This window comes from Novosphingobium nitrogenifigens DSM 19370, assembly GCF_000192575.1.
Lineage (GTDB): Bacteria > Pseudomonadota > Alphaproteobacteria > Sphingomonadales > Sphingomonadaceae > Novosphingobium > Novosphingobium nitrogenifigens.
Genome location: NZ_GL876933.1, coordinates 498,384 through 514,021, shown reverse-complemented (window position 1 = coordinate 514,021; position 15,638 = coordinate 498,384). Strand labels below are relative to the sequence as shown.

The 15,638-nt window shown below is 65.8% G+C and carries 15 protein-coding genes and 1 riboswitch; of the genes, 4 read left to right on the top strand and 11 right to left on the bottom strand.

The genetic code is table 11. The features are described 5' to 3' along the window. Positions 1–52: 52 nt before the first annotated feature. The 9 genes from Y88_RS12335 to hisN form a co-directional block, all read right to left on the bottom strand. Positions 53–382: a hypothetical protein gene (locus Y88_RS12335; protein ID WP_018075519.1), complete on the bottom strand. Its 330-nt coding sequence runs from the start codon at positions 380–382 to the stop codon at positions 53–55. Continuing rightward, positions 379–1,263: an aldose 1-epimerase family protein gene (locus Y88_RS12330; protein ID WP_008069758.1), complete on the bottom strand. Its 885-nt coding sequence runs from the start codon at positions 1,261–1,263 to the stop codon at positions 379–381. The genes Y88_RS12335 and Y88_RS12330 overlap by 4 nt, the downstream gene beginning before the upstream one ends. 11 nt (positions 1,264–1,274) lie before the next feature. After that, positions 1,275–3,674 (bottom strand): phenylalanine--tRNA ligase subunit beta, encoded by a 2,400-nt coding sequence (pheT, locus tag Y88_RS12325; protein WP_008069757.1) that lies wholly within the window; start codon positions 3,672–3,674, stop codon positions 1,275–1,277. Further along, complete coding sequence (gene pheS / locus Y88_RS12320) at positions 3,671–4,759, bottom strand: phenylalanine--tRNA ligase subunit alpha (protein WP_008069748.1); 1,089 nt, start codon at positions 4,757–4,759, stop codon at positions 3,671–3,673. Before pheS ends, pheT begins: the two co-directional genes overlap by 4 nt. Positions 4,760–4,918: 159 nt before the next feature. After that, on the bottom strand, positions 4,919–5,281 hold the full coding sequence (rplT, locus tag Y88_RS12315) for a 50S ribosomal protein L20 (protein ID WP_008069746.1): 363 nt from the start codon (positions 5,279–5,281) through the stop codon (positions 4,919–4,921). A 12-nt stretch (positions 5,282–5,293) separates the two neighbouring features. Next, positions 5,294–5,497, bottom strand: a complete 204-nt coding sequence (gene rpmI, locus Y88_RS12310; RefSeq protein WP_008069742.1) for a 50S ribosomal protein L35 — start codon at positions 5,495–5,497, stop codon at positions 5,294–5,296. 152 nt (positions 5,498–5,649) lie between these two features. Further along, positions 5,650–6,567: a homoserine O-succinyltransferase gene (locus Y88_RS12305; protein ID WP_026166866.1), complete on the bottom strand. Its 918-nt coding sequence runs from the start codon at positions 6,565–6,567 to the stop codon at positions 5,650–5,652. A 78-nt stretch (positions 6,568–6,645) separates the two neighbouring features. Continuing rightward, positions 6,646–6,764, bottom strand: a riboswitch (SAM-I-IV-variant riboswitch). A 60-nt stretch (positions 6,765–6,824) separates the two neighbouring features. Then, positions 6,825–8,111 carry a Xaa-Pro dipeptidase gene (locus Y88_RS12300; protein WP_008069738.1) on the bottom strand — a complete coding sequence of 429 codons (1,287 nt, stop codon included), beginning with the start codon at positions 8,109–8,111 and terminating at the stop codon, positions 6,825–6,827. Positions 8,112–8,218: 107 nt separating this feature from the next. Then, a complete protein-coding gene (hisN, locus tag Y88_RS12295) occupies positions 8,219–8,998 on the bottom strand; it encodes a histidinol-phosphatase (RefSeq protein ID WP_018075521.1) in 780 nt (259 codons plus the stop codon). 149 nt (positions 8,999–9,147) lie between these two features. On the opposite strand from hisN, the gene Y88_RS12290 reads away from it, so the two are divergent. After that, positions 9,148–10,173 carry a helix-turn-helix domain-containing protein gene (locus tag Y88_RS12290; protein WP_018075522.1) on the top strand — a complete coding sequence of 342 codons (1,026 nt, stop codon included), beginning with the start codon at positions 9,148–9,150 and terminating at the stop codon, positions 10,171–10,173. Here Y88_RS12290 and Y88_RS12285 read toward each other — a convergent pair. Beyond that, on the bottom strand, positions 10,154–11,089 hold the full coding sequence (locus Y88_RS12285) for a ribose-phosphate pyrophosphokinase (RefSeq protein WP_008069731.1): 936 nt from the start codon (positions 11,087–11,089) through the stop codon (positions 10,154–10,156). The genes Y88_RS12290 and Y88_RS12285 overlap by 20 nt on opposite strands. Before the next feature lie 277 nt (positions 11,090–11,366). Here Y88_RS12285 and Y88_RS12280 point away from each other — a divergent pair, with 277 nt between their 5' ends. From Y88_RS12280 to gltX, 3 genes are all read left to right on the top strand, one after another. Beyond that, on the top strand, positions 11,367–13,034 hold the full coding sequence (locus Y88_RS12280; protein ID WP_008069729.1) for an NAD+ synthase: 1,668 nt from the start codon (positions 11,367–11,369) through the stop codon (positions 13,032–13,034). Positions 13,035–13,148: 114 nt separating this feature from the next. Further along, positions 13,149–13,658, top strand: coding sequence for a hypothetical protein (locus Y88_RS12275; protein WP_008069728.1), 510 nt, complete (start codon positions 13,149–13,151; stop codon positions 13,656–13,658). Positions 13,659–13,694: 36 nt separating this feature from the next. Continuing rightward, positions 13,695–15,032, top strand: a complete 1,338-nt coding sequence (gene gltX / locus Y88_RS12270; RefSeq protein WP_008069727.1) for a glutamate--tRNA ligase — start codon at positions 13,695–13,697, stop codon at positions 15,030–15,032. A gap of 37 nt (positions 15,033–15,069) precedes the next feature. Here the strand turns inward: gltX and Y88_RS12265 are convergent, their stop codons facing one another. Further along, on the bottom strand, positions 15,070–15,630 hold the full coding sequence (locus Y88_RS12265; protein ID WP_008069726.1) for a YqgE/AlgH family protein: 561 nt from the start codon (positions 15,628–15,630) through the stop codon (positions 15,070–15,072). Positions 15,631–15,638 lie beyond the last annotated feature (8 nt).

Sequence of the window (15,638 nt, the reverse complement as noted above, 5' to 3'; positions counted from 1 at the left end):
ATCCAAGCCCCCTAATGCATCGCACAAGCCCGAGGGAACCGGTTTTTTCACTTCAACCGCCGCGCAGGCACGCCTGAACCGCCTCGCTTTCGCCCGAAGAGAGCGGACGCCCCCCTTCGGTCAGCAGGGAAAGGTGGCGGGACGCCCCCTTGTCGGCGAGTTCGGCACGCAATCCGGCGCCCTTGTTCCCGGCCACTTGCGGGTTGCCCTTCCACGGGCCGAGCCCGAGCCGGGCGGCAAGACAGGGGCCAAGCCGCGCGGCGGGAAGCGCGCTGTCGGCACGCACCACTTGCCGCAATCCCGTGCGCGGGGTCAGCAGCGCAACCGCCGTCATCGCCGACAGGGCAATGACCGGCCAGATCCATTTCACACGCGTCTTCACGACACCCTCACCGTCACATCCATGCGGAAATCGCGCGAAGCCCCCGGCGCCAGCGTGACGATGCCGGGTTTTTCGACGAATTCGCCCGTGAACCCTTCGGGATCGGCATGGCCCTGCCAGGGTTCGATGCAGATATAGCGCGCGCCGGGCACCTGCCAGAGCCCGAGCATGGGCATGTCGGGAAAATCGATGTCGAGCCAGGTGCCGCCTGGCGCCCCATAGGAGAGGCTCCGCCCGGCAAGCTCGGTCCAGATCACGGCATCGGCGCGGAACAGGGCTTCGTCGAGCGCCAGTTCGCGCCCCTTGACCGGCGTTGCCTCGGCTTGCGGCAAGAGCAGCCCGGCGTCACGGCTCACGCGCCGGATCGGCTGTGGCTCATCCTGCGCAAAGACCAGCTTGTGCGCGGCCTTGTCGGCACCGCCCGGCAGAGGCCAGGCAAAGGCGGGATGATAGCCGAAACTGAACGGGAGCGGCCGGTCACCGGGATTGCCGACCGTTGCGGTCATGGCAAGGCGCCAACCCTCGACGCGAAAGGTCATGTCGAGCGTGAACGCGAAAGGATAGACCGCGCGGGTCTCATCACTGTCGGCAAGGTGAAAACGGACGTGATCCGCGCCCTGCTCCACGCACGTGAAAAGGCTGCGCCGGGCAAAGCCGTGACGCGGCAGGGAATAGGCCTTGCCCTCGACCACCAGCCGGTCGTCGACGAGCGAGCCGACCACCGGGAACAGCAACGGGGCATGCCCGCTCCAGAACGCCGGGTCGGCATCGGTCATGTAGTCCCGGCCTTCCGCATCGCGGAGCGACCAGAGTTCGGCACCCAGCGGATGAATCTGCGCGGTCAGCCTGTCCGAGCCGATTGCAACCAGTTCATCCGCCATAGCCACTCCCTTTACCCTCGCAAGGTCGCTCCGACCTTGGCAGCCGCCGCGACGATTCGATCCGAAATCGCCTTGAGCGCGGCTTCGTCATAGCTCTTGTCGACGGGTTGCAGCGTGACTTCAAGCGCGAGACTGCGCATGCCCTCGGCCACGCCCTGTCCGCGGAAGTCGTCGAACACGCGCACTGCGACGATGTTCGCCTTGTCCGCGCCGCGAACCGACCGCACGACATCGCCCGCCGGACGATCGGTCGGGACCAGGAACGCGAAGTCGCGCGTCACCCCCTGAAGCACGGGCGGCGCATAAGGCGCACGCGCAAACGTCGAGGCGCCCTTCTTTCCCGGCAGGCGTTCGAGGAACAGTTCGACCACCGCAACCGGCGCGGACAAGTCGAAAGCCTTGAGCGTCGAGGGGTGAAGCATGCCGAAGCGCGCCAGCACCGTCTTGGGGCCAAGGCGCAATGTCGCCGACTGGCCGGGGTGGAACTGCGGTCCCGCCTCGCCCATGACTTGCAGGTTGTCGACCGGCGCGCCGGCTTCGGCCAGAAGCGCGAGAGCCTCCGCCTTGGCATCGAACGCGTCGAACGCCACCGCTTTGCCCGTCGCCCAGCCGCGCGCGCTGCGTTCACCGGCCAGAACCACGGCAAGGCTTGGCGCCTCGTTGCTCGCACCACCTTCGCCGCGCAGATAGCGACGGCCGATTTCGAACAGGCGCACGCTGGTGGCGCCACGGTCGAGATTGCGGCGTGCCGCCGACAGCAGGCCCGGCAAGAGCGAGGGCCGCATGGCCTTCAGGTCTTCCGAAATCGGATTGGCCAGAACCCAGGGCGCATCGGCACCATCGGCAAACCGCGCCGCTTCCGCTTCGGGCAGGAACGACCACGTCACCGCTTCATGCGCGCCGCGCGCGGCAGCGGCACGACGCAGGCGCCGCTCGAGCGACTGGGCCGCAGTCGCGGTCGGCTTGGCAACGCCCGCCGCACGCGGCAGCGGCGTCGAAGGCACGGCATCGAGCCCGTGAACGCGAATCACTTCCTCGACAATGTCGGGGGCGCCGTCGATGTCCGGACGCCAGCCGGGAACGGCGACTTTCCAGACGCCCTCGCCGCTGACCGCAAAGCCGAGCGCCGCCAGAATACGGCGCTGTTCGTCGTCGGGCAGGTCGACCCCGCCAAGCCGCGCAGCCAGCGTCGGGGCATAATCAACGACCTTGTCCGCGACCGGAGCCTTGCCCGCCCGCACGACATGGCTTGCTTCCCCGCCACAGATGTCGAGGATCAGACCGGTCAGGAGATCGAGCCCGGTATCGAGGAAACCGGTATCGACACCGCGCTCGAAACGGCCGCGTGCATCCGACGTCAGCGCCAGCGCCTGCCCGGTACGGGCAATCCCGGCTGGATCGAAATAGGCGACTTCGAGCAGGACGTCGGTGGTCGTCTCGCTGCATCCCGAATGTTCGCCGCCCATGATCCCGGCGATGTCATGCACCCCGGCATCGTCGGCAATGACGGTCATCCACGGTTCGAGCGCATATTCGCGACCGTTGAGCGCGAGAACCTTTTCGCCGTCCCTCGCCTTGCGCGCGACGACCGCGCCCGAAAGCGTGGCAAGGTCATAGGCATGGGCCGGACGCCCGTAGCCGAGCATCACATAGTTGGTGATGTCGACCAGAGCCGAAATCGGGCGCTGGCCCGCGCTCTTGAGAGCGTCCTGCAGCCACTGCGGGCTGGGACCGTTCTTCACGCCGCGAATGACGCGTCCGAAGAACGCCGGACACCCTTCGGCGTCCTCGGTGCGGATCTCGACCGGGCAGGGATAGCTGCCTTCGACCGGCGTCGTCGCAATCGGCTTGAGACGGCCGATCCCGGCGGCGGCAAGGTCGCGCGCAATGCCGTAGACACCCATGCAATCGGGCCGGTTGGGCGTGATCGCCACGTCAAAGACCGGGTCGGAACCGAGATAGTCGGCATAGCTGACACCCGGCGTCGCATCGGCGGGAAGCTCGATGATCCCGTCATGCTCTTCGCCAAGACCCAGTTCGCGGGTCGAGCACATCATGCCGTTCGATTCGACGCCACGGATCGCGCTCTTGCGCAGTTCCATGCCGTTGGCCGGAACCACCGCGCCGGGCAAGCCGAGCACGCCGATGAGGCCCGCACGGGCATTGGGGGCGCCGCACACGACCTGCAACGGATTGCCGTCGCCCAGATCGACCGACAGCACTTGCAGCTTGTCCGCCTGCGGATGCTTGTCCGCCGTCAGGACACGCGCAACGCGGAACTTGGTGAGAGCGGCCGCAACGTCGGTGACGCTTTCGATTTCAAGGCCGAGACCGTTGAGCGCGCGGGCGATCGTCGCCGCATCGGCATCGGTGTCGAGGAAGGCCTTGAGCCAGGACAGCGCGAACTTCATGCCCGCACTCCCACGCCACCCGACAGCGTCGGTACATCGAGCGCGGCAAAGCCATAGTGCGACAGCCAGCGAATATCGCCGTCAAAGAACGCGCGCAAATCGTCCATCCCGTATTTGAGCATGGCAAGGCGATCGACGCCGGTGCCGAATGCGAAACCCTGCCACTCATCGGGGTCGAGCCCGCCCGCCTCGATCACGCGGCGATTGACCATGCCCGAGCCGAGCACTTCCATCCAGCCGCCGTCGGGAACGTCCCCGCCCCCGCCGATCACCCGCTTGCCGTTGACCAGCGTATAGCCCACGTCCACTTCGACCGAAGGCTCGGTGAAGGGGAAATAGCTCGGGCGCAGGCGCAGGACGATGTCGTCCCGCTCGAAGAAGGCCTTGAGGAAGGTTTCCAGCGTCCACTTGAGGTGGCCGAGGTGAATCCCCTTGTCGATCACCAGGCCTTCGATCTGGTGGAACATCGGCGTGTGCGTCGCGTCGCTGTCCGAGCGATAGACCCGGCCTGGCGCGATGATGCGCAAGGGCGCGCCCTGCGCCAGCATCGAGCGGATCTGCACCGGCGAGGTATGGGTGCGCAACAGCATCGAACGCCCCTGCGCATCGCGGTCGGGGAAATAGAACGTGTCGTGCATCGCGCGCGCCGGATGCGTTTCAGGCATGTTGAGCGCGGTAAAATTGTGCCAGTCGTCCTCGATCTCGGGACCGCTGGCGACGGCAAAGCCCATGTCCGCGAAAATCTCGGCGAGTTCGTCCATGACCTGGCTGACCGGATGGACGCTGCCCTTGGGAAGCGCGGGCGCGGGCAGGGAAAGGTCGACCGTTTCAGCAGCAAGGCGCGCGTCGAGAACAGCCGCCTCGATCCCCGCGCGACGATCGGCAAGAGCAGCCGTCACCGCTTCGCGAGCGGCGTGGATGCGCGGGCCTTCGCTCTGGCGTTCCTCGGGGCTCATCTGCCCCAGAGTCTTCAGCAGGGCCGAAACCCACCCCTGCTTGCCGAGCGCGGCCACGCGGATCGCTTCCACGGCATCGAGCGTGTCGGCAGCGGCAATCGCCGCGAGTGTCTGATCGAGCTGTTCCATGGGGCCGAGCCGCTAGCGCCAAATGCGGCAAATTCCAAGCGGGTCGGCGTTTTTGGTGCAATTCCGGCCCTCTCGCCGAACTGCGACGGGAACACGCATAACAAAAAAGCGCCGCCCCGACGGGACGACGCCTTTTTGTTGTCGGCAAATGCCGCGCGATCAGGCAGCCGGAAGGGCAGCCTTGGCCTGAGCGATGATCGCGGTGAACACGCCACCTTCGTTCATCGCCAGATCGGCGAGCGACTTGCGGTCCAGTTCGATCCCGGCAAGCTTGGTGCCGTGGATGAACTGCGAATAGGTGAGGCCTTCCGCACGGACCGCAGCGTTGATGCGCTGGATCCACAGAGCGCGGAAGTTCCGCTTCTTGATCTTGCGGTCGCGGTAAGCGTACTGGCCAGCCTTTTCGACGGCCTGACGGGCAACGCGGATCGTATTCTTGCGGCGACCGCGGTAACCCTTGGCGGCGTCAAGAATGCGCTTGTGCTTCGCACGAGTAGTCGTGCCGCGCTTGATACGGGACATCTGTCAGTCTCCTCAGTTCAGCCCGTAGGGCGCCCACTTCTTGATCACCCGTGCGTCTGCATCGGAGATCACGTCGGTACCGCGGTTCTGACGGATGTACTTGGCGTTGTGGCTGATCAGGCGGTGGCGCTTGCCGGCCACGCCGTGCTTGACCTTGCCGGTAGCGGTGATCTTGAAGCGCTTCTTCACACCGCTCTTGGTCTTGAGCTTGGGCATTTTCGTCTCCTTGGGTTTCGGCTCTGCCTCGACCCGCCGTGGCAGCCCTTGTGGCCAGGCGAATCTCATGCGGCATGCCGGATGAAGGTGCGGCCCTTAGTCACCGGGGCGACAAAAGGCAAGTCATGTCGCGCAAGACCCGCGCGGCCGGTTCAGGCTCCCACCAGTTCCCCGATATCAGCCAGATCGAACGGCGTCGTCTGGTAGACCTGATTAATCCAGTTGCCGAACAGGATGTGCCCGTGCCCGCGCCAGGTGTTGAGCGGATTGGCCTTTGGATCGTCACCCGGGAAATAGTGGCGGGGGACATAGGCGCCTTCGTCGCGCGCGAATTCGCGGGCGAGCGTCAGCGTGTCATATTCGAGATGGTTGAACATGTGGAGCGCACGGTGCGCCGGATCGGCCAAGAGGCTGAGCCCGGTTTCATCGCTTTCGGCCAGTACGGTCAGTCCCGCTGACGCCGGAACATCCGCGCTCCGCACTTCGCTCCAGCGCGAGACGGGCACGTCGAACACGTCAGGGAGCCCGCGCATCCACGGCGTCGCCGGAGCGCGGTTCCAGTGCGGGAACACGCCCGAGGCCTTTTCCTCCAGCGGATGCTTGTCGACGCCGTGGAAGTGATAGAGCGCAGCCATCGCGCCCCAGCAGATCGTCAGCGTGTGATGGACGTGCGTCTGGCTCCAGTCAAAGATCTGGCGCAGTTCGTCCCAATAAGTCACTTCGGTATAGGCAATGGTTTCGACCGGCGCCCCGGTCACGATCAGGCCGTCGAATTTCTCGGTGCGGACTTCGTCCCAGGGGCGATAGAATTCGGCGAGATGCCCCGCCGAGGTATTCTTGCTGACATGCCCGGAAATCCGCAGCAGTTCGAGCTCCACCTGCAAGGGTGTCGCGCCGAGCAGGCGTGCGATCTGCGTCTCGGTGGTGATCTTATCGGGCATCAGGTTGAGCAGCGCGATGCGCAAGGGCCGGATGTCCTGCCGCGCCGCCTCGCTTTCGCCCATCACGATCACGCCTTCGGATTCGAGCGTGCGGCGGGCGGGCAGGTTGTCGGCAATGCGAATGGGCACGAGGCAGGTTTCCTTGACTGGCGCATGAGCCAAAACTGCGACGCGCCGCGACCGGAGAAAGAGACGGGAATGGGGGCATTGGCTCCGCTTGGTTGCCGCTGCGGCCACATCCCTTCCCCTTTTGCGGAAGGCGCCACCTTGCCCGGTTGCCGGCAGGTTGGCGTCGGAGCGTCGCACTCCAACTCTTGATGCTGCGCACGATTTAGGCGCGCGCTCGCCCAATTGCAACCGCCCCCACTCTCATCCCAAAGACCCGATCAACCGGCCGTTTTTACGACTTCGCCGCCCTTCATCACGAACGTCACATGTTCAAGCTGCCGCACATCGGCCAACGGATCGCCGTCGACCGCGATCAGGTCGCCATAGCGGCCCGTCGCGATCGCGCCGACATCGGCGGTGCGGTCGAGATATTTCGCTGCCGTCGTCGTCGCGGCCTGGATCGCCTCGATCGGGGTCATGCCCCATTCGACCATCTTGGCGAACTGACGCGCATTGTCGCCGTTGGGATAGACCCCGCCGTCCGTCCCGAACAGCAGCGTGACGCCCGCCGCGTGAGCCGCGCGGAACGTCTCGCGCTGCTTGCGACCGATCAGGCGTTCCTTTTCGAGGCTTTCGGGAAACACGCCGTTCTTCGCGCCTTCGGACAGGATGTAGTCGTCGTTGTAGATGTCCATGTCGAGCGCGGCGCCCATCTGCCTTGCCAGCCGGAAGCTCTCGGCGTCGGCAAGGCTTGCATGTTCGATGGTGTCGATCCCGGCGCGAAGGGCCGTGTTGATCCCCTGCGTCCCGTGGGCATGGGCCGCGACCCGAAGGCCGAGCATGTGCGCTTCGTCCGCGACGGCTTTCATTTCCTCGAACGTCATCTGCTGCGCGCCGACCGCGTCGGTCTTGGAAAGCACGCCCCCGGTCGCGCAGATCTTGATCACTTGTGCGCCGTACTTGTGCATCTTGCGCACCAGAGCGCGGAATTCCTCGGGCGAATTGGCAATGTTGGGCCAGGTGCGGTCGAGCGCGGGCGGCAGTTCGGTGGTGTCGCAATGGCCGCCGGTCGTGCCCAGCGCGTACGTCGCCGTAACGATGCGCGGTCCGGGGATTTCATCGATGTCGATCGCCTGACGCAAGGCGACGTCGCCGAACCCGTCCGAACCGACGTTGCGCACGGTGGTAAAGCCCGCCTCCAGCGTCCGACGGGCATTGGCGACGCCGACGACCGTCGCGAACTGATCGGTGAACTGAAGGCTGGTATAACCGCTGAACCGCGGGTCCCCGGTCAGGTGGACGTGCATGTCGATAAGACCGGGCAGCAACGTGCGCCCGCCCAGATCGATCACTTGCGCATCGGCGGGAACCGCGTCGCCCTTGTGCCCGACGGCGGTGATCCGCCCATCGGCAATGACGACTTGCGCGTCATCGACCCGCTTGCCGCCCATGACGTCGATCATGTGCGCGGCGCGAACGACCACTGTCTTTGCCATCGCGCCGGGGGCCAATGCGACCAGTGCAGTCGTGGCAAGAACGGCAATCGCGCGGCGCAATTTCGACATGGACTTTCCTCTCGCTCGAATTCGAGCGGGGCTGGTTGCACATGAAACCAGCCCGGGACAAGTTCCTATTGGTGCGCGTGGTCTTGAGGACCCAGGCGCCCAGACGCTCAATGCCCGCAGGCGAGCGCCTCGACCACGTCGTCGAGCCGGGCAGGATCGCCCAGCGCAATCACATGACCGCTCGAACCCTGGCGCAGCGGTTCGCCGTTCCAGTCGGCCATGGTCCCGCCCGCGCCTTCAACCACCGGCACCAGCGCCGCCCAGTCGTAAAGCTTGAGGTTGGATTCGCACACGATATCGAGATGGCCGCTCGCCAACATGGCGTAGTTATAGCAGTCGCCGCCCATGACCATGCGCTTGTGGTCGGTTTGCGCTGCCAGCGCCATGAAATGTTCGCCGTCATGGTCGCTGAAATAGTGCGGGCCGGTCGTGGCGATCGAGGCTTCCGCCAACGCGGAACAGGCACGGGTCCGCACCGGACGACCATTGAGCAAAGTCGGCCGGCCGATCACTCCGACCCAGCGTTCCTTGAGGATGGGCTGATCGATCACGCCCAGAACCGGGAAGCCGTCGACCACCAGCGCGATCAGCGTACCGAACAACGGACGCCCGGCGACGAAACCGGTGGTACCGTCGATGGGATCGAGCACCCATTCGCGCCCCGAAGTCCCGGTGGAAATCCCGAATTCCTCGCCGATCACGCCATCGGTCGGCATTTCGGCGGCAAGAACCGCGCGCATCGCTTCTTCGGCGGCACGGTCGGCGGCCGTCACCGGGGTCTTGTCCCCCTTGCGCTCGAAACCGACGGCGCGGAACCAGGGACGGATCGCTTCGCCGGCAGCGTCGGCAAGGCGATGGGCGAGAGCAATTTCGGCGTCGAGCTTCATGTCCGATTCCCTGACAAGGCCCCGCGCCAAGGTCAAGCGAAGCGAAGTCCCGTCGGGAAAAAGACGCCCGCCCTTGACCGGCGCCCTCGATAACGCCCATGAATTGACAAGACAGCCATGGCGACGCGAGGGGGGAAACGCGTAAGGACATGCGACGATCGCCTGCGATCGACCCACGACTTGCACCGGGCAGCGCGGTTGCCCGTGACGGCCAGCCTTTGTCGTACAGCCGGGCGCCTGCCTGCGACCTCGCGCCCTGGGTGGCGCGCCTATACGTCTCGATCATCGATGCGCCGCCCGACTACCGGCTCGATTGTGGGGTGTTCAGCGAAAACGCGATGGTTCGCGCCCAACTCGACGGCGAATGGCACGCGCGAAGCGCCGGAGACCTTGTCCAGCGCGGCCGCGCGCTGATCCTGTTCGGCCCGCAGACCCGCCGGATGCCGGTCAGTGTGCGGGGCGGCTTTACCAGCGTCGGATTCGCCCTGCGCCCCGGATCCTGCCGCGCCCTGGGCGGTCCGGGCGAAGGCGACATCGTCGATCGCCTGTCCGATCCGGGCCTCATCGGGCTGACGCCGGGACCATGGCTCGACAGCCTGGACCTCGACGCGACGCCCGAAGACTGGTGCCGTGCCATGGAGGCGACCTTGCGCAGGCTGATTGCCCAACGGGTTCCGCCGCCGCCCGATCCGGTCTCGGTCTGGTTCGAACGCGCGAGTTACGAAGAACCCGCGACACCGGTCCACGATCTTGCCGAGCGGCACGGGATCGAACTGCGCAGGCTCGAACGCATTGTCCGGCGCGATTTCGGGATGACGCCGAAACAGGTTCTGCGGCGGGCCCGCACGCTCGACATGGCAAGCTGCCTGCGCGGGGTCGTCGACCGCAGCGAGGTCGAGGCGCTGATGCTTCGCTATTATGACCAGAGCCACCTGATCCGCGATTTCACCGCGCTGATCGGGATGAGCCCGCGTCAATTCGTGTCGCAACCGCAACCCTTGATGACGCTGTCGCTGGAAACGCGGCAGGCACGGCGGCTGGAACTGCTCGCCCGCATCGGTCCGGGCGAAGCACCGCCCTGGCTCGATCACGTCATGTGCGAGGGGAAGGCGGAAACAGGAGGGCGGCACCCGATCGGCACCGCCCTTCCCGAATTCAGTCGAAAAGCGAGCTGACCGAGCTTTCGTCGGCAATACGACGCATCGCTTCGCCGATCAGCGGCGCGATGGTCAGCACGCGGATGCGGCTGCATTCGCGGGTCGCTTCGGTGGGCAGGATGCTGTCGGTGATGACCAGTTCCTTGAGCGCGGAATTGCCGACGCGCGCCACTGCACCGCCCGAAAGGACGCCGTGAGTGATGTAGGCGGCAACGCCCTTGGCCCCGGCATCCATCAGCGCCTGCGCAGCGTTGCACAGCGTGCCGCCCGAATCGATGATGTCATCGATCAGGATGCACATGCGATCCTTCACTTCACCGATGATGTTCATCACTTCGGACTGGCCGGGACGGTCGCGACGCTTGTCGACGATGGCGAGCGGCGCGTTGTCGAGCCGCTTGGCCAGCGCACGGGCGCGCACGACGCCGCCGACGTCGGGCGACACCACCATCAGCGGCTCGCCGCCGTAACGGGTCTGGATGTCCGCAGCCATGGTCGGCGCGGCAAACAGGTTGTCGGTCGGGATGTCGAAGAAGCCCTGGATCTGCCCTGCGTGAAGATCGACCGCCAGAACGCGGTCAGCACCTGCCGTCGTGATCAGGTTGGCAACCAGCTTGGCCGAGATCGGCGTGCGCGGGCCGGGCTTCCGGTCCTGGCGGGCATAGCCGAAATAGGGGATCACCGCGGTGATGCGGCGTGCCGACGCGCGACGCAGCGCATCGATGCAGATCAGCAGTTCCATGAGGTTGTCATTGGTCGGGAAGCTGGTCGACTGGACGATGAAGACGTCCTCGCCACGCACGTTCTCGTGGATTTCGACGAAGACTTCCTCGTCGGCAAAGCGCCGGACCGCAGCCTCGGTCAGCGGCAGTTCGAGATAGGCAGCGACTGCCCGTGCAAGCGGCAGGTTGCCGTTCCCCGACATGATTTTCATGACGTGCTCTAGTCCTTCCTGACGATCGTTCCGCCGTCCTGTCCCGGACGGTCCAACAGCAATCATGGTCGGCCGTTGACAAGTCTCGCACGCGCGAGTCGGGCCGCCGAGTTCCTGCGCGGCGCCTTAGCTTATGGCGACAGCTTTGCAACTTTTGCAGACCATCGTCGATGTGGACATGTCCCGTCCGGGCACCACCCCCGTGGACAGTCTTTGACGAATGGCCCCCATGCCGCCTAGGGTCCGGCGCGAACGCCAAACCGGACCTGAAATTGATATGGCTGACAAACTGATCATCACGCTTGCCCAGCTCAACCAGAATGTCGGCGATCTTGCCGCGAATGCGGAATCGGTGCGCAAGGTGCGCGCGGCAGCGATGCACAGCGACCTCATCGTCTTTCCCGAAATGCATCTCATCGGCTATCCGCCCGAGGACCTGATCCAGAAGCCTGCCCTGATCGAGCGCGCCGCGCACGAGATGCAGGAACTGGCGAAACTGACCGCAGACGGCGGCCCCGCGCTGCTGGTCGGCAGCGTGTTCGTCCGCGACGGCGCGCTGCACAACGGTGTCGCCCTGCTCGAAGGCGGCCGCATCGCGGCGGTGCGGTTCAAGTACGAGCTGCCCAATTACGGCACGTTCGATGAAAAGCGCTATTTCCTGCCCGGCCCGCTGCCCGAACCGGTCCTGTTCAAGGGGGCAATGCTCGGCCTGCCGATCTGCGAGGACATCTGGCACCCGGACGTGTGCCGCCATCTCGCGCAGCTGGGCGCGGAAATCTTCATCTGCGTCAACGGCAGCCCCTATGAAATCGACAAGGACGTGCTGCGCATCGACGGCGTTGCCAAGCGTCGCGCGATCGATACCGGCATTCCGCTGGCCTATCTCAACCGCGTCGGCGGGCAGGACGAGATCGTGTTCGACGGCGCGAGCTTTGTCGTCGGCCCCGAAGGCGCGCTGTGGATCCAGGCACCCGATTGGGAAGAGGCGGTGATCCACACCGAATGGAACCGGGTGAAAGTGGGCAACGGCCACCGCTGGCGCTGTCAGGCAGGCGATGTCCACGAACCGACCGAACACCCCGAAGACATCTATTGCGCCATGGTTCTGGCCCTGCGCGACTATGTGAACAAGAACCGCTTCCCCGGCGTGGTGCTCGGCCTGTCGGGCGGGATCGATTCGGCGATCACCGCCGCCATCGCCGTCGATGCGCTCGGCCCCGAACGGGTGTGGTGCGTCATGCTGCCCAGCCGGTACACCAGCCAGGAAAGCCTCGACGATGCCGAAGGCTGCGCGCGGATGCTGGGCGTCCGGCTCGACACCATCCCGATCGAACCGGCCGTCGATGGCTTTGCCGAAATGCTTGCCCCGGTCTTTGCCGACCGCAAGCCCGACCTGACCGAGGAAAACCTGCAGTCGCGCATTCGCGGGACGACGCTGATGGCGCTTTCCAACAAGTTCGGGCCGATGCTGCTGACCACCGGCAACAAGAGCGAGATGAGCGTGGGCTATGCCACGATCTACGGCGACATGAACGGCGGCTACAACCCGCTCAAGGACGCCTACAAGACCACCGTCTTTGCCATTTCCGAATGGCGCAACCGCGCAAGGCCCAAGATCGGGCTCGGCCCCGACGGCCCGGTGATGCCCGAACGCATCCTGACCAAGCCGCCGAGCGCGGAACTGCGCCCGGATCAGAAGGATTCGGATTCTCTGCCCGATTATCCGGTGCTCGACGCGATCCTCATGGATCTGGTCGAACAGGAACGCAGCGTCGATCAGATCGTTGCCGAGGGCTATGACCGCGCGACCGTCGAACGCATCGAACGGCTTTTGCACATTGCCGAATACAAGCGGCGGCAGGCGCCTCCGGGCGTGAAGCTGGGCATGCGCAATTTCGGCCGCGACCGGCGCTATCCGATCACCCACGCCTTCCGCACGGCCTGAACCGAGGGCCTAAACAGGCGGGATTGGCCGGCATCTATTATTGAGAATGATTCGCATTGACGGGGCGCACGAAGCGCCCTAGCCTGCGAACCATTCTCAATAAGGAGATCGCCGATGCAGACCCCCGACCGCACTCCCCGCACGATCCCTTCTCCCGACGCGATCGCGACCGCCCAGGCGACTATCGCCGCGCTATCCCGTCCCGCCGACATCCGCGCGCTCTCGCTCGTCAGCCTCGAGATGGTCATGGCCATGCGGGTCTGTGCGATTTTCCGCCATGCCGGGCGCGATCCGGTTCCCGACCTTGCCCGCCGCTATCGCAATGTCGAAACGGCTGGCGCCATCGACGGTTTCGTGCGCACGGTGCTGCGCTGCTGGCCCGAACGCTTCACAGTCAATCGCCCCTGTTGCCGCGCGCTCACGCCCGATGAAGCGACGCTCGTCGCCCTGTCCCGCGCCGCGCGTTCGGGCGACCGGGACGGCTTTTCAGCCGCCGTCGACGGTTTCGTCCGCGCCGACCGCCACGACGGGCTCTACAATGCCACCGTCCACGCCGTCGCCCTCCTTCCGGCATGGGCCCACGCCACGGTGCCTTCCCGACGGGGGAAAGCACCCCAACCTTGAACTGGTATCGCCCTCCCCAGTCGCTATAGGACGGGCATGACTGTCGTCACCCGCTTCGCTCCGTCCCCGACCGGCCGCCTTCATGTCGGCAACATCCGCACCGCGCTCCACAACTGGCTTTTGGCCAAGCGGCAGGGCGGGCGTTTCCTTCTGCGCATCGACGACACCGATGCCGAGCGCAGCCGGGAAGAGCATGTCGAGGCGATCCACGCCGATCTCGCCTGGCTCGGGCTCGATTACGATGCCGAGGAACGCCAGTCGGCCCGCTTCGCAATCTATGAAGCCGCGTTCGAACGCCTGATCGCGGCGGGACGCGTCTATCGCTGCTATGAAACGCAGCAGGAACTCGATCTCAAGCGCAAGATCCTGCTCTCGCGCGGATTGCCGCCGATCTACGACCGCTCCGCCCTGTCCCTGACCGAAGCCGACCATGCCGAGCGGGCGGCTGCGGGCGAACACCCACACTGGCGCTTCCTGCTCGACCACGACAGCCCGATCGCGTGGCAGGACGGCGTGCGCGGCGCGGCTCATTTCGACCCGCGCCAGATGTCGGACCCCGTGGTTCGCCGCGCCGACGGATCGTGGCTCTATATGCTGCCGAGCGTCATCGACGACATCGACATGGGCGTCACCGATGTCCTGCGCGGAGAGGACCATGTGTCCAACACCGCCACGCAAGTGCAGATGTTCACCGCACTTGGCGCCCAGCCGCCGCGCTTTGCCCATGCGGCTCTCCTGACCGGCAGCGAAGGCAAGCTCTCGAAGCGGCTCGGCGCTCTCGGTGTCGCCGACTTGCGCGAAAGCGGGATCGAACCCGAAGCGATCATTGCCCTGCTGGCGCGCCTCGGCACGTCCGACCCGGTCGATCCGGCGCTCGATGCCGATGATCTTGCCGCGACGTTCGACTTGTCGCGCTTCGGCCGCGCACCGGCCCGTTTCGACGAAGCCGAACTCGATCGCGTCAATGTCGCGGTGATCCACCGCCTGCCGTTCGCGCGCGTCGCCGACCGCCTGCCCGAGGGCATGACCGAAACTGCGTGGGAAGCGATCCGCCCCAACCTGTCGCGCGTCGCACAGGCCGCCGAATGGTGGCAAGTCGTGACCGGTCCGGTCACAGCGCCCGTCGCAGATGCCGAAACGCAAGCCTTCCTTGACGAAGCCGCCGGTGTTGCCGCCACGCTCGACTGGAGCGCCGATCCCTGGAGCGCGCTGACCACCGCACTCAAGGATGCGACCGGCCGCAAGGGCAAGGCCCTGTTCCTGCCGCTGCGTCAGGCGCTGACCGGCATGGACCATGGCCCGGACATGAAGGCGCTGCTCCCGCTCATCGGACAGGACGAAAGCGTCGCCCGTCTGCGCGCGGGTGCTGCCTGACCTTCAAACGGGCCTGATCGCCAAACGGGCCTGATCGTCAGGCGCGGCCCGTCGCGGCGACGAGGTGCGAGGGGTCGATCCCCTCGGCACGCCACGTCGCGTGCCAGCGCGATTCGGCGGGCGTATCGAACAGGATCGAGGCCCGCCCCTGCGCCGCGTACCAGCCGTGCTGGCGCATTTCACTTTCGAGCTGGCCTTCGCCCCATCCGGCATAGCCGAGCGAGACGAGCCAGTGCGCAGGCCCGGCACCTTCGGCAATCGCACGCAGGATGTCGAGCGAGGCACTGAGGCTCCACTGGTCCGAAACCGGCAGCGATCCGGGCTCTTCCCAATCAGTGCTGTGCAGGACGAAGCCGCGCTGGGGCTCGACCGGACCGCCTACGTGAATGGGCACATCGGGCGCCACCCCGATCTCGATCCCCACATCCGTCAGCAGTCCGTGCAGGCTGACGCCGCTGTGAAGCGCACCGATACCGATGCCGAGTGCCCCGTTTTCGTCATGGACACACATGGCGATCACGGCATGGGCAAATCGCGGATCGCCCATTCCGGGCATCGCCAGCAGGATGTTGCCGGCAAGGTAACGAGCTTCGGTCATGCCCCCAT

Excerpts from the sequence above, each read along its gene's own strand:
- Y88_RS12285 (WP_008069731.1), bottom strand. The coding sequence starts at position 11,089 with ATGAAAATCATGTCGGGGAACGGCAACCTGCCGCTTGCACGGGCAGTC.
- Y88_RS12275 (WP_008069728.1), top strand. The coding sequence starts at position 13,149 with ATGCAGACCCCCGACCGCACTCCCCGCACGATCCCTTCTCCCGACGCG.
- rpmI (WP_008069742.1), bottom strand. The coding sequence starts at position 5,497 with ATGCCCAAGCTCAAGACCAAGAGCGGTGTGAAGAAGCGCTTCAAGATC.
- hisN (WP_018075521.1), bottom strand. The coding sequence starts at position 8,998 with ATGAAGCTCGACGCCGAAATTGCTCTCGCCCATCGCCTTGCCGACGCT.
- Y88_RS12330 (WP_008069758.1), bottom strand. The coding sequence starts at position 1,263 with ATGGCGGATGAACTGGTTGCAATCGGCTCGGACAGGCTGACCGCGCAG.
- gltX (WP_008069727.1), top strand. The coding sequence starts at position 13,695 with ATGACTGTCGTCACCCGCTTCGCTCCGTCCCCGACCGGCCGCCTTCAT.
- Y88_RS12265 (WP_008069726.1), bottom strand. The coding sequence starts at position 15,630 with ATGACCGAAGCTCGTTACCTTGCCGGCAACATCCTGCTGGCGATGCCC.
- Y88_RS12280 (WP_008069729.1), top strand. The coding sequence starts at position 11,367 with ATGGCTGACAAACTGATCATCACGCTTGCCCAGCTCAACCAGAATGTC.
- rplT (WP_008069746.1), bottom strand. The coding sequence starts at position 5,281 with ATGTCCCGTATCAAGCGCGGCACGACTACTCGTGCGAAGCACAAGCGC.
- Y88_RS12290 (WP_018075522.1), top strand. The coding sequence starts at position 9,148 with ATGCGACGATCGCCTGCGATCGACCCACGACTTGCACCGGGCAGCGCG.
- pheT (WP_008069757.1), bottom strand. The coding sequence starts at position 3,674 with ATGAAGTTCGCGCTGTCCTGGCTCAAGGCCTTCCTCGACACCGATGCC.
- Y88_RS12300 (WP_008069738.1), bottom strand. The coding sequence starts at position 8,111 with ATGTCGAAATTGCGCCGCGCGATTGCCGTTCTTGCCACGACTGCACTG.
- pheS (WP_008069748.1), bottom strand. The coding sequence starts at position 4,759 with ATGGAACAGCTCGATCAGACACTCGCGGCGATTGCCGCTGCCGACACG.